Origin of the sequence: Jidongwangia harbinensis (genome assembly GCF_020216025.1) — a bacterium.
In the GTDB taxonomy this organism is placed as follows: Bacteria; Actinomycetota; Actinomycetes; order Mycobacteriales; family Micromonosporaceae; genus Actinoplanes; species Actinoplanes harbinensis.
Map to the genome: position 1 here is coordinate 237289 of NZ_JAIWNC010000004.1, position 19757 is coordinate 257045.

The following is a 19757-nucleotide window of genomic DNA, read 5'->3' on the forward strand; positions in this document are numbered from 1 at the left end:
TCGTCGGCCTGGTTGCTTAGCTTCATGCAATGACGTCTGATCACCGGGCGGACCGCAGCGGTCCGGGATTCGACGCCGTGCTGCGCCACCACCGGTTGCGCGCCAACCTCACCCAGGACGAACTCGCCGCGCTCGCGCACGTCGGCGTCCGGACGGTCCGCGATCTGGAACGCGGCCGGGTCGCCCGGCCGCAACGCACCACCGCCGGGCTGCTCGCCGACGCGCTCGCCCTCACCGGGGCGGACCGGAACGCGTTCCTCGCCGCGGCCCGCGGGCAGCCGTCCACTCCGGCCCGGCCGGCTGCCGCGGCGACGACGCCCCCGCGGTACCTGCCGCTGCCGCCGGCCACCGACCTGATCGGCCGCGACGCCGACGCCGACGAACTGGTCGCGCTGCTCACCACGCCGCTGCCGGCCGGCCCGCGCGGCGTGACGCTGGTGGGTCTGGCCGGCGTCGGAAAGACCGCCCTGGCCCTGGTGCTCAGCCACCGCATCGCGGCGGCCCATCCCGGCGGCGTGGCCGGCATCGTGGTCACCGAGGGTTTCACGGCGGGGGAGATCCTCGGTACGGTCGCCGCGGTGTTCGGCCTGGGGCGCGCCGACGACCTGCCGTCACGGTTCGCCGGCACCTCGGGGATGCTGCTGGTCGACGCGGTCGAGCGGTCCCCGGAGGCGGTGGCCGAGGTGCTGTCCCGGCTGCTGGAGCGCATTCCTACGCTGCGGTTCCTGGCCACCGGCCGGCATCCGGTCGGCCTGCCGGCGGAACGGGTCTGGCCGCTGGCGCCGCTGGTGGTTCCACCGGCGGACGCGCCCACCCGGCCGGCCGACGTGGTCCGGTACCCCGCGGTGGAGCTGTTCCTGGACCGCCTCGCCCGGGTCCGCCGCACGCCGCCCGAGCCCGAGGAACTGACCGCCTCGGCCACCCTGGTGCGCCGGCTCGGCGGGATGCCGCTCGCCATCGAACTGGCCGCCGCCCGGGGCCGGGTGCTCACCGTCCCGGAGATCCTCGACCGGTACGGCAACCGGGTCCTGGATCTCACCGGCCGGCCCGGCGACGCGATGGTCTCGCTCCGGGACGCGGTGGCCGCCAGCTACCGCCTGCTCTCCCCGCCCGAGCAGTACGGCCTGCGCCGGCTCGCCATGTTCCGGTTCCGCTGGTCGCTGGCGCTGGCCGAGCAGATGATCGGCGACGACGCCGACGTGGTGCTTCTGCTGGACCGGCTGCTCGAACTGGGCCTGCTCAACGTGCGGGGAAACCGGGCGTTCCGGTTCCGCCTGCTCGACGTGGTCCGCGACTACGCCACCGAACGCGCCGCCGCCGAGGGGGAACTCACCGCCGGGCGGCGCCGGCACGCCCTGGTGCTGGCGGACCTGGCCGAGCAGATCGCCCCGGACCTGGCCGGCGCGAACCTCGCGGAGGCGGCGGCCCGGCTGGACGTGGTGGCGGGTGACCTGGGCGCGGCCCTGACCTTCGCGGCCACCGAGGACCCGCACACCGCGCTGCGCGTCGCGACCGCGTTGCCCCGCTGGTGGCGGTTCCGCGGGCGGGACGTCACCGGGCGGCAGTGGCTGCGGCGGTTGCTGGACGATCCGCGTACCGCCGACGCCGATCCGTTGCGGCGGGCCTGGGCCAAGGTGGGCCTGGCCCAGCTGGCCCGGGAGCACGGCGCCGGTGCGGAGGAGATCGCCTCGGTGACCACCGCGCTGTCCGACTTCCGCCGACTGGGCACCGTGGACGGACAGCTCACCGCGCACACGCAACTGGCCGGGTTGTGGATGAGCACCGGCCGGTACGACGAGGCCCGCCGCCACGGCGAGGCGGCGCTGGCACTGGCCCGCGACAGCGGCCGGGTCCGGGACATGGCGGTGGCCGAGAACAACCTGACCTGGCACGAGATCCGGGAGGGCAATCTGGCCGCCGCGCGCAGCCGGCTCGCCGCGGTGGACCGGCACGCCGCGCGCAGCGGGGAACACCGGTTGCGGGCACTGGCGGTGGCGAACCTGGCCGACGTGGAGCGGCTGGACGGTCATCCGGAGAAGGCGATCCTGCTGGGCCGCCGGGCGATCGCCGAACTGGAAGGTCTCGGTGATCCGAACCACCGGCGCCGGGTGCTGGCCATCGTGGGTCTCGCGCTGGCCGAGACGGGCCGGGTGGCGGAGGCGGCCGAGGTGCTCGACGAGCTGCGGCCCTCCTCGGAAGCGGACGTTCCGCCGGACGGACCGGCCGCGATGGTGGCGGGTGCGGTGGCGCTCCGGCGCGGGGAGCCGAAGCAGGCCGCCGAGAGCTTCGCCCGGGCCGCCGAGGCGTACGCGGGCGGCCTCGATCCCCGCGACGTGGTCGCGGCGCTGGTCGGACTGGTGATCAGTGCGCCGGACCGGGACGTCCGGCAGGACGCGCTGCGGCGCCTGGACGAGTTCTGCGAGGCGGGCGGAATCGTGCTGCTGCCGCGGGAGCGGGCGCTGCTCGGCCGGTAGTGGCGTGGACGACCGGCGTGCGTGCCCCCCACGCGCCGGTCGCCGCAACGCCCCACCGGTGTTACACGGCGAGAACGATGGCTCCCCCGTAACCGTGCACATCGCCTCGGTCGCGCCGCGTCCCCCTGCGTGATCACTTTAGCGACGTGGGATGGGTGGTTTAGGGGGGTACGAGTGCTTTCGGGCTAAGCGATCCGGGTGTTTCTGCCGGTACTTCTGCCGGTTCTGTTACGCCGCGTTTTCTGACTCATCCGTACCGCTGCCGGCGGTGGCGCACGGGTTGACCGCGTCGCGGATCAGCCGCAGCGACTCCAGCATGTCGGCGAGCTGCGCGGGGGTGAGCTGGCCGACGAACCACTGCTGCACAAGCTCGAGGTGTCCGGGCAGCACCTCGTCCAGCCGGGTCAGGCCGGCCTCGGTGATCACCGCGTACGAGCTGCGCCGGTCGCTCGGGCACGCCTCGCGCCGGACCAGGCCGTTGCGGTCCATGCGGTCGACGACCCGGGTCACTCCGCTGGTGGACAGCGTGGTCTGGCCGGCCAGGTCGGTCATCCGGAGCCGGCGCCCCGGCGAGCGGGCCAGCCGCATCAGCACCTCGAACTCGACGGCGGAGAGGCGGTGCTCGTCGAACTGGGCGTTGAAGCGTTGCTGCAGCCCGGTGAACGCCTCGGCGAAGAGGCCGGCGGCGGTGAAGCGCGGGTCGTTCAGGTCGGTACGCACTCCACCATGGTAGCAGCGGTCACTTGACAAGCGGAATATTGCGCTGCGTATAATTGCTACGTCAGACAACATTCCAGCACCGCTTCTTGAGAGGAACCGTCATGACCGACTCCATCGCCGCCACCCGCGAGTACCAGGGCCTGCAGATCCCCGCCGCCGGCACCTACCTGCTCGACGCCGCGCACAAGCGCGTCGGGTTCGTGGTGAAGCATCTGATGGTGTCCAAGGTCCGCGGACAGTTCGCCGAGGCCGAAGCCACGATCACCGTGGGCGAGGATCCGCTGCAGTCCTCCGTCACCGCCACCATCCAGACCGCGAGCGTGCACACCGGCCAGGCCGACCGCGACACCCACCTGCGCAGCGGTGACTTCTTCGAGGCCGAGAAGTACCCGACCATGGAGTTCCGCAGCACCGGCGTCACCTCGTTCGAGGGCAACGAGCTCGTCCTCGCCGGCGAGCTGACCATCAAGGACGTCACCCGTCCGGTCGAGCTGCTGGTCGAATTCGAGGGCGCCGGCCGCAGTCCGTACGGCTTCGACCTCTTCGGCTTCAGCGCCACCACCGAGATCGACCGCGAGGACTGGGGCCTCACCTGGAACCAGGCGCTGGAGACCGGTGGCGTCATGGTCAGCAAGAAGGTCAAGATCGAGATCGAGGGCGAGGCCATCCGTCAGGCCTGATCATCATCGATTTAGCAGTAAGGCCCCGTCCGGTCCGGACGGGGCCTTTGCCGGGTCCGCCGGACCGGTAGCGCGGTGCCCCCAAGGATGGCAAGGTGGACCGAGCGCGTGCGCCCGGTCACGGAGCGGTGATCGTTGCGCGGCCGTATCCGCCGGGAGGATTGATGGGCAAGGACCTCGCCGAGGTCGTGTTCTCCGCGCAGGACCGCACGTTCTACCGGCAGAAGGTACGCCGCTGCCTCGACGTGCTCGCCCTGATGCTCGACGACGCCACGTTCGACACGGAAAGCCGGATGACCGGGCTGGAGATCGAGCTCAACCTGATGGACGCGGACGCCGAGCCCGCCATGCGGAACGCCGAGATCCTGGCCAACCTCGCCGACCCCACCTTCCAGACCGAACTCGGGCAGTTCAACCTCGAACTCAACGCCCGGCCGCGGCTCATCGCCGGTGCCGGATTCGCCGACTACGAGTACGACATCCTGGCCAGCCTGGCGCGGGCCGAGGACCGGGCCGGCAAGTCGGACAGCACCATCGTGCTGATCGGCAGCCTGCCGACGCTCACCCGCGAGCACCTGGTCCTGGCCAACCTGTCCGCCAACGAGCGGTACCGGGCGCTCAACGACCAGCTCGTCGGCGCCCGCGGCGAACAATTCCAGGTGGACATCCGCGGCGTCGAACGGTTGCAGACCGCGAACGACTCGATCGCCCCCGAGGCCGCGTGCACCAGCGTGCAGTTCCACATGCAGGTGCCGCCGGACCGGTTCGCCGCGCACTGGAACGCCTCCCAGGCCGTGGCCGGGATCCAGGTCGCGCTCGGGGCGAACTCGCCGTACCTGCTCGGCCGCCGGCTCTGGGCGGAGACCCGGATCGCGCTCTTCGAACAGGCCACGGACACCCGTCCGGACGAGCTCAAGACCCAGGGGGTACGCCCGCGCGTCTGGTTCGGCGAACGGTGGATCACCTCGGTGTTCGACCTGTTCGAGGAGAACGTCCGCTATTTTCCGCCGCTGCTCCCGGTCCTCGACGACGAAGATCCGATCGCCGTGCTGCACGCCGGCGGGGTACCGCGCCTCGGCGAGTTACGCCTGCACAACGGCACCGTATACCGCTGGAACCGGCCGGTGTACGACGTCATGAACGGCCGTCCGCACCTGCGCGTGGAGAACCGCGTACTGCCGGCCGGGCCCACCGTCGCCGACATGCTGGCGAACGCCGCGTTCTACTTCGGGCTGGTCCGGCAGCTCGCCGAGGAGGACCGCCCGATCTGGTCCCAGTTGCCGTTCGCCGCGGCGGAGGACAACTTCCACGCCTGCGCGCGGCAGGGCATCGAGGCGATCGTGTACTGGCCCCAGACCGGCGAGGTGCCGGTCACCGACCTGGTGCGGGACATCCTGCTCGCGAAGGCCCATGCCGGCCTGGCGAAGTTCGGCGTCGACGCCGCGCAGCGGGACCGGCTGCTGGGAATCATCGAGGAGCGTTGCCGGCTCCGCCGCAACGGCGCGACCTGGCAGACCGAGATGGTCGGGGCGGCCGAGCACGGGCGCGGGCGGGACCGGGGCGGCGCCCTGCACGACATGTTGCTGCGCTACAGCGAACTCCAGCGTAGCAACGCCCCGGTGCACTCCTGGCCGGTCGGCTGACCCTCGCTTGTGGAGATCTGTGGTCAGCTCCGCGCCAGAGGTGCACACACCAGCGGTCGCCTCGTGACGCGTGGGGAGTTTCGGTGCGCTCCGAGCCGGATTTCCCCACGTGTGCCGGGCGTCGCCGCCTGGTGATGATTAGCCGGCGTCCGGTTCGGGCGATTTTGTGCGCCTGCGCGGGGCGGGTGGGGGCGGCGGGTCGGCTGCGCGCGGTGGATTGATCTCGGCCACCGGCGGCTTCGCGGGCGGGGCACTGACCGTGGAGCGTCGCGCGGGGGCCGGTTGTGCCGGCGGTTCCACGGGTGCCACGGGTGCGGGCGTCCGGCGTGCCCTCGGCGTTCGCGCGCCTCTGCTGCTGGACGTCTCCGATGCCGCGTCCGTTCCCTGCCTCGCCGCGCTGCCTGCGCCCGCCGCGCTGCCTGCGCCCGCCGCGCTGCCTGCACCCGCCGCACCGCCTGCGCCCGCCGCACCGCTCGCGCCCGCCGCACCGCCTGCGCCCGCCGCACCGCCTGCGCCCGCCGCACCGCCTGCGCCCGCCGCACCGCCTGCGCCCGCCGCACTGCCTGCACGCGCCGCACTGCCTGCACCCGCCGCACTGCCCGGCTGTGCCGCGTCGCCCGGTCGCGCTGCATTACCTGGCCGTGCCGCGCCCGGCGCCGCCGCTTGGCTCGGCCGAGCTGCGCCGGGGCCTGCCGCTTCGCTCGGCCGTGCCGCGCCGGGGCCCGCCGCTTCGCTCGGCCGAGCCGCATCGCGTTCACGACTGATGGGCTGATCTGGTCGGTCCGCGGAGCCGGCTGTCCGCGGCGTGGGGGTGAACTGGTCCGGTCGAGCTGCGGTTGCGCTGGTGTTCCGCGACGGAGAGTTCGGCCGGTCCGGTCCGCTCGCGGTCAAACCTGCGGCCCGGGTCGACGGCGTGTCCCGGTCGGGTCGGACCGCGGTTGCGCCCGCGGTCCGGGGCGCCGGCCTGGTTTCGTCGGATCGGGCGCCGGTGGTTCGGGTTGTTGGTGTGGGTTCGTGGGATCGGGCGCTGGTGGTTCGGGTTGTTGGTGTGGGTTCGTGGGATCGGGCGCTGGTGGTTCGGGTTGTTGGTGTGGGTTCGTCCGGGCGGGCCGCCGCCGTTGCGCCGGCGTTGCCGGAACGCGTGTCGCCCGCCCCCGGGCCGATCTCCTCGGTCGGCTCATCGGCCGCTCCGGCACCGTCTCCACCCAGATCGTCCGCGGGCGCCGGATCGCCGCCCCCGCGCCGGACCCGCCCGCCCCGGCGGCGTTCCGCCCGCCGCCCGGCCGCGACCGCCAGCGCCGACCCGGCCAGGCCGGCCAGCACCCCGTAGGGCGCGATCAGGTAGGCCGACTCCAACTGTCCCATCGCCCGGGTGAGCTGCGGCGCCAGCGTGAGGAACGCGGCGGCCACCAGCAGCGGGCCGACCGCGCCGGACACCGCGGTGCCGAGTCCGAGTTCGCCGCGCCGGGCGGCCGGCCAGGCGGCCACCGCGCCGAGCAGCAGCGCCACCAGCAGCGTCAGGAGGGCGCTCGGCCAGTAGATCGTGCCGTACCGCAGATTGCCGTCCAGCTCGGCGAACTGCCAGCTGTTCAGGTAGGTGGCGGAGGGTCGGCCGGCGAACAGGTCCACCGCGATCGCGGCCGCGGCGAGCAGCCACAACCAGACCGCGGTCGCCACCAGGTTCGCGGCGACCGGACGGGACACCACCGCCCAGTACGCCACCACCAGGCCGAGTGCGATGCCGGCCAGGGCGTACCCGGCGGCCATGGCCTGGGGTGTCGCGGCGTCGGCGCGTACCGCTGCTCCGCGGGCCGGCAACGCGATCAGCGCGACCGTCAGGAGCGCGCCGATCGCCGCGGCGGCGGCGACGGCGAACCGCCACAATCCGCCCGGCCGGCCGGTCCGGGTGTCGCGGAGCCGGCCGGCGACGACCGCGCCGATCACCGTCGAACTGGCCGCCGTCCACGTCGCCCAGCTCAGGCTGCCCAGCCAGACGCTGTCGTCGGCGCCCGGGATCTCGGGCCACACCACGACGCCCAGGCCGTAGCCGAGGCCGAGCTGGGCCGCACCCGCGCCCGCGGCCACGGCGGCGGCGGCGCCCAACGACGTGGTCCATTCCTTCCCGGCCATGGCGGGCACTGTAGCCCTCCCCGACGACACCGGCGAGCCGATGGACGCAGCGTGAGGGGCATGCGCCCGGACGTGGGCCGCCGGGCGGGGATCCCACGGCTCCGTCAAGATTGGATACGTTGACCGGCGAGCGCGAGCGAGAGGATCGGCGATGTCCGACGAGCACGAGCAGCGTCGCGATCCGGCCCGGGGCGGAGCCGAGCCGGACGACACGCGGCAGTTCTCCCCGTTCGACAACGAGCCGCAACCGACCGCGCCGAATCACCCGAACGGTGACCCTCAACCGGGCGAGCCGGCCGGGGACGAGACCCGATGGGTACCGCCGGCCGACGATGCGACGGTGGTCACGCCGGTGCCGCCGGCCGACGATGCGACGGTGGTCACACCGGTGCCGCCGGCCGACGATGCCACGGTGGCCACGCCGGTGTCGCCGCCGCGCGACGCCACCGCGGTCATGCCGGCGGCGGATGGCGGGGCGGCCGACCCGGTGTGGGCCGGGCGGGCCGAGGTGCGCCCGCCCGGGCCGGCCCCTCTCGACGACACCGCGGCGGACTGGAGCACGGTGTCGCCGGCGGAGCCGACCGGGAAGTGGTGGATGCCGATTCTGGTGGGGTTCGTGGCGTTGGTCCTGCTCGGCGCGATCATCTGGGGCTTTTATCTGATCGCGCAGAACATGGGCGACGACGACCCGGCGTCACCCGCGCCGGCGTCGGCGCCTGCGGTGCCGCTGGTGCCGACCACGACCGAACCCACCACCACGCCGCCGACGACCACGCCCACCACCACCGAGCCGACCGGACCCACCGAGGTGACCGTGCCGGCGCTGATCGGACTGTCCCGGGCGGAGGCTCAGCAGGCCCTGGAACGCCGCGGGCTGTCGTTCCGGGAAATCGTCCGGCCGAGTGACGCGGCGCCCGGCACCGTGATCGACAGCGATCCGACGGAGGGCCAGGAGGTGCCGCCGGACACCCTGGTCACGCTGGTGATCGCGGCGGAGCGGACCACGACGGCCACGCCGCCGACCACGACTCCCACCACCACGCCGCCGGGTGGGTCGGACGAGTCGGACGAGTCCGGCGAGAACTGAGCGACGGACTCAGCGGTTGGCGCGGAGCGCCCGCACCTGCATGCCGCCGGTCTTGAGGCCGTGCGGCCGGTTGTTACGGGTGCGCGGGTCGGGCGCCTTGCCGATCTGGCGAAGGCCGCTGACCTGCACGAAGATGGATCGTCGCTCCACGGCGTCGCCGGTCGAGTTGAGTTCGTAGCCGTCCAGCCAGATCCAACCCTCGTACGTCGGCCAGTCGTGGACCCGGATGACGCGGAAGAGCATCGGCGCCGTGAACTGGACGCTCGCCGCCTTCGTCACGTGAATGACATCACCGGACCGAGGAAGCACGTCATCTCCTGTCCTGGAACTCGTGTCGGCTGAACTTGTGGGCATGGCCGTCGTTGATGCACCAGTCTGCCCGGCTCGTACACCTTTGTAACCTTCCGATGGTGCCAATCATCGGGAAGGTCTCGGCGAACGTCTTCATGCCGACCCCTTCGCCGGCGCCACTCCAACGTGGACGCGCGGCGGAACGGCGCCCCCCGCGATGTGGCGTCGCTTTTGGTGTGTTGCGTCAGGTTGGCTCAGTCGCTCAAGAACATTAAGTGACGTGGGCCATACGGAAAGGTTGCACCAGTAGCGCCATCGATGCAAGTTGCATGTCAGCCGTCCGTGACTGGTTGATCACCGTCAACGGAAGAACGACGAAGGCGTCGATGAAGAAACTGGTCTTTTTGATGATCTGTCGTACGCCGGATCGTTCGGCCTGGTTGGAGGGCGACTGCCCGCTCCGCGGCAGACCGTCCATCGTGGCCGGTTGCGGGGCGTGGTGCATCTATCGGCAAGATCACCTTTAACTCGCTAAGGGATTATTTAGGACATTCACGGCGTCATACCTTTTCGGTCGAATCTGCACAACCGAAAGGTCATCGGTGTTCATCGAATGGCTTTCCGGGTACGCAGCGTATGCGGCCACGAGCCAGACGTAGTTCTGCGGCAAATAGGTGTGGATGACCCTCGATTGAGCGACACTTCGGCGGAATGGCGTACCGGAGGCACGTCCCTCTTGGCGCGGCCGTCGTTATTGATTCAGGATGATCCATCGTTCCGGTCGCACGAGCGGCAGTCGCCGTCGGCCGGGTGGATGACCGAAGGAGCCATGGTGGAAGTCGTGACCAAGGGGTACCGGATCGACCTGAGCAACGCCCAGTGGACCAAGAGCACGCGCAGCGACCCGGGCCAGGACAACTGCGTCGAGGTGGCGTTCGTCGAGGACGCCATCGCGGTACGGGATTCGGAGCGCCCGGACGGTCCGGTGCTGATCTTCACGCCGGCGGAATGGGACGCGTTCGTCGGCGGCGCCAAGGACGGCGAGTTCGACCTCTAAGGACGCACTCGCGGCCGGTTGCGCGTACGAATGTTACGCATTTCGCCCCTTTTTGCCGTCGCCCGCGGGCGATCGCCTCGTTGAAAGCTCTAGGCGCGGACCGGGACCGCGCGGACCGGGCGGGGACGAACACTTCAGCGAGGCAAGGCGAGACAGATGACGATTGGTTCCGAAAACCTCAGCAACGGGTCCTCCTCCGCGCAGGACCGGTTCAGTGGGGGCGTGAGCGCGTACCGGCAGAACCGGCGGGAGGCCATGACTTCCGACAACAGCGACGCGGATCTGATCTCCCGTCGAGACAGCTCGCCGCTGCCCACCCGGTCGCCGGGTCTGTCGCCGCTGTCCGGCAGCCTCGAGCCGACCGGCCCGCTGGACCGCGCCGCCAAACTGCCATCGCTCGACCTGCAGGGACTCACCGAGCCGGTCTTCTCGCCGAGCAGCTGGGCGGACACCGGCACGTCCACCTCGATGGCCGACCACCCGCTGCTGCGCGGGCTGCTGCTGGAACTGCCGGCCCGCGGCACCATGCCGCCGTCGGACTGGCTGGACCGCTGGTTCGAGGCGGCCCGGTCGATCCTGGAGCTGCTCTACGTGCAGGAGGCCAAGCGCAAGAACTGAGGGCGGTCAGCCGGCCTTGCTCAGGCTCCGCGGGGCCCGGGCGAGCGGGGCGACCACCCGCAGGCTCAGCCGGCTGTGCCGCAGCGCGTGCCGGATGCCGATCGCCAGCACGCCCAGGCCGACCAGCGTGATCGCGATGCCGGCCAGGTCGGCACCGGGCACCGTGACCACCCGTCCGGCGATCGGCAGGCCGACCAGTGCGGCCAGTCCGGTGATCTGCAGCGGCGCGCCGATCAGCGGGTGCGCGGCGGCCGCGCGCAGGCCGGGCGGTACCGGGGTCAGCGGCGCGGTGGCGAACGCGCCCGCGCCGAGGCGGACCTGGGTGAGGCGGCGCCGGGTGGCGGTCAGCACGACCAGCGCGGGTACGGCCGGGAGCAGCGCCGCCATCGGTGCGGCCGAGGTGCCGGTGAGCGCGCCGGCCACGACCGGGACGGCCACGAACACCGCTGCGCCGCCACCGACCAGGTAGGACAGGAGGCCGGCACGCCGGCGCAGCTCGGCGGCTGTCCGGGCGACCGGCAGGCCGTCCGCCAGCAAGCCGGCGGTGAGCCAGATCGCGGCGAGCGCGCCGATGAGGATGAGGTCTGCAGCGGTGTTCACATTGAACAGCGTTCACCGATCGCGCAACTCGCAAAACCGGGTTATCACCGGAATCCCGCCCCGTAGGGGTTGGGACGTCACGCACAGTCAGGCAATAGGTGCGGATCGTTTTCACACCGCCGGGCGAAGGGGACATTCACCCTGTTGCTGTGGTGACGCGCATCCTATTGTCTAGTCACGGACTCGACCTGGGGAGGTCGGCCGGGGTCCCGGCGACGGGGCCCCGGCGCCAGGTCGAACCGGCGCGATCCGGTCAGACCGGAAAGGCATCCAGGGGTACGTGCGCCGGCTCCGCCGGGGTCGCCTTCCACGCGCCCGACTTCTGCGCCGCCAGTCTGGCCAGATAGGCGGGGTTGAGCAGGACGTACCGCCGCCACAGCCGCTTCGGCTCCAGGCCGAGCCGCCACAGCCATTCCAGCGCGTACTTCTGCATCCAGGCCGGCGGGTTCCGCAGCAGGCCGGCGTGATAGTCGAAGGCGGCACCCACCGCCAGCAGCGGCATGTCGAGCAGCGGGCGCATCGCGTAGGTGAAGATCTCCTGGCGGGGGCAGCCCAGGCCGACCAGCACGATCCGCGCACCGGACGACTTGATCCGTTCGGCGATCTCGGCCGCCTCGCCGGGCTGCGCGGTGCGGAACTTGGACGCCTCCACGCCGGCCAGCTTCAGCGCCGGGAACATGGTCTCCAGCGCGGGCACCAGTTTGTCCAGCGTCGGCTGGGTGGAGCCGTACAGGTAGACGGGGAGGCCCTCGGCGGCCGCCGCGCGCAGCACCCGCAGGGTCAGTTCCGGGCCGTAGACGCGATCCGCCAGCGCCGCCCGGTGCAGCAGGTTGAGCGCGCCGCGTACCGGCTGGCCGTCCGGGGTGACCAGGTCGAACGAGTTGAGCCGGGCGTTGTGTGCCGGGTCCTGGACGCCGGTCATCACCCCGTGCACCGCGAGGGCGGTGACCGCGTACGGCCGCCGCTCGCGGGCCGCCGCGAGGATCTGCGCGGTGGCGGCCTCGTAGTCCACCGCGTCCACCAGGACGCCGAGGACGTTGCGCTTGCCCTGCGAGATCATGCCTGCGGTACCCACCGCTCGACGTTGGCCTGGTAGATCTCCCGGAGGATCATCGGCACGTCGTAGACCTGCTTCCAGTCGGGGTAGTCGGCCTGGAAGGCGGCGTTCGAGCCGATCCACCACTTGTGGTCGCCGACCCGGTTCTGGTCGACGTACTCGGTGATCATCTCTTGGCCGCTGATCTCCTGGGCGATGGCGAACGCCTCCAGGTGTGAGCTGTTCGAGAACCGCCCGCCGCCGAGGTTGTAGACCGCCGCCGAGCGCGGGTTGCGGAAGAACGCCTCGAACGCGGTCAGCACGTCGTGGCTGTGGATCGAGTCACGCACCATCTTCCCCTGGTACCCGAAGATCTTGTAGGTGCGGCGCTCCATGTTGCAGCGCATCACGTAGCCGAGGTAGCCGTGCAACTCGGTGGCGGAGTGCGCCGGGCCGGTCAGGGTGCCGCCGCGGAACACCGCCGTCTTCATGTCGAAGTAGCGGCCGTACTCCTGGACCATGATGTCCGCGGCCACCTTCGACGCGCCGAACACCGAGTGCAGGCACTGGTCGATCGACATGTCCTCGGTGATGCCGTTGAAGTAGGGGTGGGCCGGTTCCAGCTCCCAGCGGGTCGGAAGCTCGACGTACGGCAGCGAGTTCGGCCGGTCGCCGTACACCTTGTTGGTGGAGCAGTGGATGACCGGCGCCTCGATGCAGTGTTCCCGCACGTTCTGCAGGACGTTGAGGGTGCCGACCGCGTTCACGTCGAAGTCGGTGAACGGGTCCCGCACCGCCCAGTCGTGCGACGGCTGCGCCGCGGTGTGGATGACCACCGCCACGTCCCGGCCGTAGTTCGCGAAGATCTTGCCGAGGGCGTCCCGGTCCCGCAGGTCGATGCCGTGGTGCGTGTACGTGTCGCCGAGGTCCTCGGTGAGCTGCCGGACGTTCCAGGCGGTGGACGCCTCGGGCCCGAAGAACTCCTGCCGCATGTCGTTGTCGATGCCGACCACATCGAGACCGAGGCCGGCGAAGTGCCGGACCGCCTCGGAGCCGATCAGTCCACCGGATCCGGTTACCAGCGCGACAGCCACGTACGACACTCCAGGGTCCTAGGCGACGAAATCAGCCGCGAGCATAACGCGACCCCGGTCACGCAGACGGTTTCACCCGATGGAGCAGACCCAGCCGCCCACCCACCGCGGGCCGACCCCAACACCACGGGTTGCGGGTTGACCGCAACCACGCGGGTGGCGGGTGGACCGCAACCACGCGGGTGGCGGGGTGACCGCAACCACCGCGGGTGGCGGGGTGACCGCAACCACCGCGGGGTGACCGCAACCACCGCAACGTGGGGCTTCCGGGGGCTCGGCCCCCGGAGCCAACATGACGAGGCGACCTGGGTTCGCGCTTTCCGCGAACACAGGCCGCCGTCGACTCGTGGGGATGGGGGGAGTTGAACCCCCACGTCCTTTCGGACACACGGACCTGAACCGTGCGCGTCTGCCATTCCGCCACATCCCCGTGGCTACTCACTGGCTGCGACAGACTACGCTGTCACAGTCACATCGCGAGCATAGAACGCCTCGCGACGCCGAGAAGACTAACACGGCGCCGCAGGCGGCTATACGAGGGTCAGAAGTGCCGGCGGCTCTTCGCAGAGATGCGCAAGCGGCGGCCGGATACCATCATGTCCTCGGAACCCGAGGAGGAGCCGGTGAGCGTGCTGCAGCGCTTTGAGAAGCGGTTGGAAGGCCTGGTCGAGGGGGCCTTCGCGAAGGTGTTCAAGGGTGTCGTGCACCCGGTGGAGATTCTGAATGCCATGCAGCGGGAGGCTGAGGCACACAAGGCTATCCTCGCTGGTGGTCGCACCCTGGTGCCGAACCGTTACGTCATCGACCTGTCGCCGTACGACCACAGCAGGCTGGCGCCGTATGCCGCCGCGCTGGCCCAGGAGCTGGCCCAGTCGCAGGCGGAGTTCATCGGCGAGCAGGCGTGGACCGTGTACGGCGACGTGATCGTCGAGATCGAGCGCGGTGACGGGCTCGACACCGGCATGTTCCGGGTGACCGCGGAGGTCTACACCGGCGGCGAGGTCGCCCCGGTGCAGCAGCCGGCGTACGACGCCGGCCCGCAGTACTCGCCGTACGACCAGCAGCCGGGTGGCGGCTACCCGCCGCACGGGGTGAACGGCCGGAACGTCGGCCTGGTCTCCGGCGACGGGCGGACGTACCCGTTGCAGATGGGATCGACGGTGATCGGCCGCGGCGATCAGGCCAACCTGCGCCTGCCCGACGTGGGCATCTCGCGCCGGCACGCCCGCCTGGACTACGACGGCAGCCAGGTGGTGCTGACCGATCTCGGGTCCACCAACGGCACCATGGTCAACGGCCAGCGGGTGTCGGCCGTGGCGCTGAACCCGGGCGACATGATCCAGTTGGGCACCACCACGCTCACGTTCCGAGTGGACGGTTAGCCACCTTGCCCGAATTTGTCCTGACCGTCGCCCGGTTCGGGTTCCTCGTCCTCCTGTGGATTTTCGTGTTCACGGTGGTCGGCGTGATCCGCCGGGACCTCTTCGCCGGGACCCGGTCCAAGAGTCTCGTCGCGGCACCCCGTGGGGTGGGCGGCGCGGTGATGCCGGGTCGCCCGGCGAAGGCGAAGCGCGGTAAGGCGGCGCGACAACTGGTCGTGACCGCTGGTCAGCTGGCCGGCACCCGGATCACGCTCGGTGAGGCACACATCACGATCGGTCGGGCGGAGGACTCCACGCTCGTCATAACGGACGACTACGCCTCGGCCCGGCATGCCCGGCTCGTTCCCCGGGACGGCCAGTGGTTCGTGGAGGACCTCGGCTCGACGAACGGGACCTACCTTGATCGGGGTAAGGTCTCCGGACCCACTCCCGTCCCCCTCGGCGTGCCGATTCGCATCGGCCGCACGTCTCTTGAGTTACGGCCATGACCCTGACCCTGCGCTATGCGGCCCAGAGCGACCGCGGTCTGATCCGAGACGGAAACCAGGACTCCGTCTACGCCGGACCGCGGCTCCTTGCTGTCGCCGACGGTATGGGCGGCATGGCAGCCGGTGACGTCGCCAGCAACATCGTCATCGCGGCCATGGCGCCGCTCGACGAGGACGTCCCCGGCGATGCGCTGGTCGACGCGCTGAGGCACGCCGTCGGCCAGGCGAACCAGCAGCTGCGCGACACGGTCGACGCGAACCCGAGCCTGGAGGGCATGGGTACGACGTTGACCGCGGTGCTCTTCTCGGGCAGCAAGATCGGCATGGTGCACATCGGGGACTCCCGCGCCTACCTGCTGCGCAACGGCGAGTTCGCCCAGATCACCAAGGACGACACGTACGTACAGATGCTGGTCGACGAGGGCCGGATCAGTCCCGAGGAGGCGAGCAGCCACCCGCAGCGGTCGTTGCTCACCCGCGCGCTGGACGGCCGGGACATCGACCCCGAGTACTCGGTCCGCCAGGTGCTCAAGGGCGACCGTTACCTGCTCTGCAGCGACGGCCTGTCCGGCGTGGTGAGCGCCGAGACCATCGGCGAGAGCATGCGCGACATCGTCGACCCGAGAGCCTGTGTGGAGCGGCTGGTCCAGCTTGCGCTGCGTGGCGGCGGCCCGGACAACATCACCGTGGTGATCGCGGACGCGACCGACGCGGACATCGTCGAGCAGGCGCCGATCGTGGGTGGCGCGGCCGCCCGGGACCGCGGCAACTCCACCGTCGCGGACAGCTCCAGCGCCGCCGCCCGCGCGGCCGCCCTGCAGACGCCGCGCCCGGCCCAGCCGGACTCCCCGGCGTACGAGCGCGACGAGCCGGAGCCGAAGCGGCACCCGATCCGGACCAGCCTGCTGGTGCTCCTGCTGCTCGGGGTGCTCGGCGGCGGCCTGTACACCGGCTGGCGGTACACCCAGGGCCAGTACTACGTCGGTGCCACCGAGTCCGGGCAACTGGCCGTCTTCCAGGGCGTACCCGGTCAGATCGCCGGACTGGACCTGTCCAGCATCAACGAGACCAGCCCGGCCCGCCTGGACGACCTCACCTCGGTCGCGCAGGACCGGGTCAAGCAGGGCATCCAGGCGGACAGCCGGCCGGATGCGCAGCGCCGGCTCGCCGAACTGACCAGCGACGTCCCGTCCAACCCGAACCTCAAGCCGATCTGCCTGCCGTCCGGCACGCCGCCGTCCGTACCGGCGCCGACGGTCGCGCCGACGTCCGTGCCGTCCCTGGCCGGACGTACCTCGACACCTCCCGGTCGGACCGCCTCCTCGGCACCGGCTACCGCGCCTGCCATCTCGCCGGACGCTCTGCCCTCCGACCCCGCCCCGCCGCTCAGCGAGCCGGTCGGGTGCCGGAACGTCGACTGAGCGTCCCGCCCGACCGAAGTCTGGGGACCCCTTCTTGACCGCGCCCGCCGTACCGACTCCCACACCCGCCACCACGGGTGAGATGTCGCGTATCCCCGGGGTGAAGACCCGACGCAACGCCGAGCTGGGACTGCTCGGGTTCGCGATGGTGCTGGTCGCCATCTACGGGGCCACGGTCGAGGCCAACCAGCTCGACAGCATCTCGCCGTCGTTCTGGGTACCGGCCGCGCTGCTGAGTGTGCTGTTCTTCTGCCTGCACCTGGTGGTGCGGTTCACCGCGCCGTACGCCGATCCGGTGCTCATCCCCGCGGTCGCGCTGATCAACGGCCTGGGTGTCGGCTTCCTTCGCCGGCTGGACATCGCCCGGGCGCTGGCCCGCGACGAGCCGGTGCCCGGCATCTTCGCCGGTACCGGCGGCCGTCAGCTGGCCTGGACCCTGGCCTCGCTGATCCTCGCCGCGGTCCTGCTGGTCGTGGTCCGCGATCACAAGAGCGTCTCCCGGTACGCCTACACGCTCGGCCTGATCGGCATCGTGCTGGTGATGATCCCGGCCGTGCTGCCGAGTAGCATCTCCGAGGTCAACGGCGCGAAGCTGTGGATCCGGATCGGCTCGTTCTCGATCCAGCCCGGCGAGTTCGCGAAGCTGGCGCTGGTCTCCTTCTTCGCGTACTACCTGGTCCGCAAGCGTGAGGTGCTGTCGCTGGCCAGCCGCCGGTTCCTCGGCGTCGACTTCCCGCGCGGCCGGGACCTCGGCCCGGTCGTCACGGTCTGGCTCCTCAGCCTCCTGGTACTGGTCTTCGAGAAGGACCTGGGCACCGCGCTGCTCTACTTCGGCCTGTTCGTGGTGACGCTGTACGTCGCCACCGAACGGGCCAGCTGGCTGATCATCGGCCTGCTGCTCTTCTTCGGCGGCGTCTACCTGGCGTACGTGCTCGGTGCGTCGGTCGGCGGCCCGTTCGCCAACTTCTACGACCGCGCCGAGGTCTGGCTCGACCCGTTCGACAGCGACCAGTACGAACGCATCGGCGGCAGCTACCAGCTCGTGCAGAGCCTGCTCGGCCTCGGCACCGGCGGACTGTTCGGCACCGGGCCGGGCGCCGGCTCGCCGCTGCTGGTGCCCGAGGTCCGCACCGACTTCATCTTCGCCGGGATGGGTGAGGAGATCGGTCTGTTCGGACTCACCACGCTGCTGGTGGTCTACCTGTTGATCGTCGAGCGGGGTCTGCGGGCGGCGATCGGGGTGCGCGACTCCTTCGGCAAACTGGTCGCCGGTGGGCTCGCGTTCACCCTGGGCTTGCAGGTCTTCGTCATCGTGGGTGGTATCAGCGGGCTGATCCCGCTGACCGGACAGACCACACCGTTCCTGTCCGCCGGTGGTTCCTCCCTGATGGCGAACTGGCTGCTGATTGCGATGCTGCTGCGAATCTCGGACGCGGCCCGCCGCCCGGCGTCCGGCGGCCCGGCCGAACGGAGCGCCGGACCGAAGCAACCCCCCGCCCAACTGCACGGCGCCATGACGGAGGTGATCAAGCCGTGAACGCACCTCTGCGCAAGGCCGGCGTGGTCCTTCTCGTCCTGTTCGGGCTGCTCTTCGCCAACCTGAACTGGGTACAGGCGTACAAGGCGGACGACTACCGCACCAGCGACTACAACCGCCGGGTGCAGGTCGCCGAGTACGAACGGCCGCGCGGTGTCCTGGAGGCGGGCGGCAAGGCGCTGGCCCAGAGCAAGCTCACCGACGGCACCCTCAAGTACCTCCGGACGTACCCGGAGAAGTTGAAGTATGCGCACGTGATCGGCTACAAGCCGGTCAACAACGCGGAGACCGGCCTGGAACGCAGCGAGGACGACTTCCTGGCCGGCACCAGCGACAAGCTGTTCGCGGACCGGCTCAGCGACATGTTCACCGGCGACAACACCGGCGGCGGCAACGTCATCCTCTCGCTGAAGACCAAGGCCCAGGACGTGGCCTGGAAGGAACTCACCCAGAACGAGCGCGGGGTCAAAAAGGGCGCCGCGATCGCGATGGATCCGCGTACCGGGGCGATCCAGGCCATGGTGTCGATGCCCAGCTACGACCCGAACCCGCTGGCCAGCCACGACGAGGACACGTTCGACAAGGCGTTCGACAAGCTCAACGACGACCGCGACAAGCCGCTGCTGAACCGGGGTATCGCCGACACCAAGCCGCCCGGCTCGACGTACAAGGTGCTGATCGCCGCGGCCGCGCTGCAGGCCGGCCGCACCCCGGAAACCTCGATCAAGGCCGGTCCGAGCTACACCGCACCCGGCACCGGCACCCCGATCCGGAACTCCAGCCCCGGCGTGTGCCCGGAGGACCAGAGAACCCTGAAGGAGGCGCTCACCGAGAGCTGCAACACCGGCTTCGCCCGGCTCGGCGTCGACCTCGGCGCGGACGCGGTCAAGAAGATCTCCCAGGATTTCGGCTTCGGCCAGACCGACCTCACCGTCGGCAACCTGCGCGGTGGCGGGCTCCCCGTGGCCAGCAGCGACACCGGGCCGATGACGAACCCGGACGGCGGCGTCGACCGGGCCGCGCTGGCCCAGTCGTCGATCGGCCAGCGGGACGTCCGGATGACCGTGCTGCAGGGCACGATGATCGCGGCGGCGATCGCCAACGACGGCAAGCAGATGCGTCCCTACCTGGTGCAGCAGCTGCTCAGCGCGGAGCGCCGGCCGATCTACAACGCCGATCCACAGGTGCTGCGGACGCCGGTCAGCAGCCAGGTGGCCGGCGACCTGCGGGAGATGATGGACAGCGTCGTGGAGAACGGCACCGGCCGCGCTGCGCAGGCCGAGGGCCTGAAGATCGGCGGCAAGACCGGTACCGCCGACAACGCCGAGGGCGCCGAGCCGCACGGCTGGTTCCTCGCCTACGCCTTCAACGACAAGGGTGAGCCGGTCTCCTCGGTCTGCGTCATGCTGGAGAACGTCCCCGGCGGCCACGCCAGCGCCGAGGCCGCCCGGATCGCCGGGCTCATTCTGAAGGCGGCGGCCGGCGGGGGAAGGGACTGA

Annotated in this window: 18 protein-coding genes and 1 tRNA gene; 11 read left to right on the forward strand and 8 right to left on the reverse strand. The window is 71.0% G+C overall.

What is annotated here, in order from left to right:
* Nucleotides 1-29: 29 nt before the first annotated feature.
* A complete protein-coding gene (locus LDL48_RS07835) occupies nt 30-2474 on the forward strand; it encodes an ATP-binding protein (protein ID WP_225254345.1) in 2445 nt (814 codons plus the stop codon).
* Nucleotides 2475-2702: 228 nt separating this feature from the next.
* On the opposite strand, the gene LDL48_RS07840 is transcribed toward LDL48_RS07835, so the two are convergent.
* Complete coding sequence (locus LDL48_RS07840; RefSeq protein WP_225254346.1) at nt 2703-3194, reverse strand: MarR family winged helix-turn-helix transcriptional regulator; 492 nt, start codon at nt 3192-3194, stop codon at nt 2703-2705.
* Between the two features lie 101 nt (nt 3195-3295).
* On the opposite strand from LDL48_RS07840, the gene LDL48_RS07845 reads away from it, so the two are divergent.
* Complete coding sequence (locus LDL48_RS07845) at nt 3296-3874, forward strand: YceI family protein (protein WP_225254347.1); 579 nt, start codon at nt 3296-3298, stop codon at nt 3872-3874.
* 164 nt (nt 3875-4038) lie between these two features.
* Nucleotides 4039-5517 (forward strand): glutamate-cysteine ligase family protein, encoded by a 1479-nt coding sequence (locus tag LDL48_RS07850; RefSeq protein WP_225254348.1) that lies wholly within the window; start codon nt 4039-4041, stop codon nt 5515-5517.
* A 138-nt stretch (nt 5518-5655) separates the two neighbouring features.
* Here the strand turns inward: LDL48_RS07850 and LDL48_RS07855 are convergent, their stop codons facing one another.
* Nucleotides 5656-7647, reverse strand: a complete 1992-nt coding sequence (locus tag LDL48_RS07855) for a hypothetical protein (protein ID WP_225254349.1) — start codon at nt 7645-7647, stop codon at nt 5656-5658.
* 151 nt (nt 7648-7798) lie between these two features.
* Here LDL48_RS07855 and LDL48_RS07860 point away from each other — a divergent pair, with 151 nt between their 5' ends.
* The gene (locus LDL48_RS07860) at nt 7799-8734 is read left to right on the forward strand and encodes a PASTA domain-containing protein (RefSeq protein WP_225254350.1); all 936 of its coding nucleotides are present in this window, start codon (nt 7799-7801) and stop codon (nt 8732-8734) included.
* 9 nt (nt 8735-8743) lie between these two features.
* On the opposite strand, the gene LDL48_RS07865 is transcribed toward LDL48_RS07860, so the two are convergent.
* Both LDL48_RS07865 and LDL48_RS07870 read right to left on the reverse strand, forming a co-directional pair.
* A complete protein-coding gene (locus LDL48_RS07865; RefSeq protein ID WP_225254351.1) occupies nt 8744-9043 on the reverse strand; it encodes a hypothetical protein in 300 nt (99 codons plus the stop codon).
* Nucleotides 9044-9296: 253 nt separating this feature from the next.
* Nucleotides 9297-9530, reverse strand: a complete 234-nt coding sequence (locus tag LDL48_RS07870) for a hypothetical protein (RefSeq protein ID WP_225254352.1) — start codon at nt 9528-9530, stop codon at nt 9297-9299.
* 327 nt (nt 9531-9857) lie between these two features.
* On the opposite strand from LDL48_RS07870, the gene LDL48_RS07875 reads away from it, so the two are divergent.
* Both LDL48_RS07875 and LDL48_RS07880 read left to right on the forward strand, forming a co-directional pair.
* On the forward strand, nt 9858-10082 hold the full coding sequence (locus LDL48_RS07875; RefSeq protein ID WP_372472073.1) for a DUF397 domain-containing protein: 225 nt from the start codon (nt 9858-9860) through the stop codon (nt 10080-10082).
* A gap of 156 nt (nt 10083-10238) precedes the next feature.
* A complete protein-coding gene (locus tag LDL48_RS07880) occupies nt 10239-10700 on the forward strand; it encodes a hypothetical protein (RefSeq protein ID WP_225254354.1) in 462 nt (153 codons plus the stop codon).
* A 6-nt stretch (nt 10701-10706) separates the two neighbouring features.
* On the opposite strand, the gene LDL48_RS07885 is transcribed toward LDL48_RS07880, so the two are convergent.
* The 4 genes from LDL48_RS07885 to LDL48_RS07900 all read right to left on the reverse strand — a co-directional run bounded on the left by LDL48_RS07885 (nt 10707) and on the right by LDL48_RS07900 (nt 13860).
* On the reverse strand, nt 10707-11300 hold the full coding sequence (locus LDL48_RS07885) for a hypothetical protein (protein ID WP_225254355.1): 594 nt from the start codon (nt 11298-11300) through the stop codon (nt 10707-10709).
* 253 nt (nt 11301-11553) lie between these two features.
* Complete coding sequence (locus tag LDL48_RS07890; RefSeq protein WP_225254490.1) at nt 11554-12360, reverse strand: WecB/TagA/CpsF family glycosyltransferase; 807 nt, start codon at nt 12358-12360, stop codon at nt 11554-11556.
* A complete protein-coding gene (locus LDL48_RS07895) occupies nt 12357-13430 on the reverse strand; it encodes an NAD-dependent epimerase/dehydratase family protein (protein WP_225254491.1) in 1074 nt (357 codons plus the stop codon). The genes LDL48_RS07890 and LDL48_RS07895 overlap by 4 nt, the downstream gene beginning before the upstream one ends.
* Before the next feature lie 347 nt (nt 13431-13777).
* Nucleotides 13778-13860, reverse strand: a tRNA-Leu gene (locus tag LDL48_RS07900).
* Between the two features lie 166 nt (nt 13861-14026).
* Between LDL48_RS07900 and LDL48_RS07905 the strand changes: the two genes are divergently transcribed.
* The 5 genes from LDL48_RS07905 to LDL48_RS07925 all read left to right on the forward strand — a co-directional run bounded on the left by LDL48_RS07905 (nt 14027) and on the right by LDL48_RS07925 (nt 19757).
* On the forward strand, nt 14027-14812 hold the full coding sequence (locus LDL48_RS07905; protein ID WP_225254356.1) for an FHA domain-containing protein: 786 nt from the start codon (nt 14027-14029) through the stop codon (nt 14810-14812).
* Nucleotides 14813-14817: 5 nt separating this feature from the next.
* Nucleotides 14818-15300, forward strand: coding sequence for an FHA domain-containing protein FhaB/FipA (locus tag LDL48_RS07910; RefSeq protein WP_225254357.1), 483 nt, complete (start codon nt 14818-14820; stop codon nt 15298-15300).
* Nucleotides 15297-16721, forward strand: coding sequence for a protein phosphatase 2C domain-containing protein (locus tag LDL48_RS07915; protein ID WP_225254358.1), 1425 nt, complete (start codon nt 15297-15299; stop codon nt 16719-16721). Before LDL48_RS07910 ends, LDL48_RS07915 begins: the two co-directional genes overlap by 4 nt.
* An 82-nt stretch (nt 16722-16803) precedes the next feature.
* Nucleotides 16804-18258: an FtsW/RodA/SpoVE family cell cycle protein gene (locus LDL48_RS07920; protein ID WP_225254359.1), complete on the forward strand. Its 1455-nt coding sequence runs from the start codon at nt 16804-16806 to the stop codon at nt 18256-18258.
* A complete protein-coding gene (locus LDL48_RS07925; protein ID WP_225254360.1) occupies nt 18255-19757 on the forward strand; it encodes a penicillin-binding transpeptidase domain-containing protein in 1503 nt (500 codons plus the stop codon). The genes LDL48_RS07920 and LDL48_RS07925 overlap by 4 nt, the downstream gene beginning before the upstream one ends.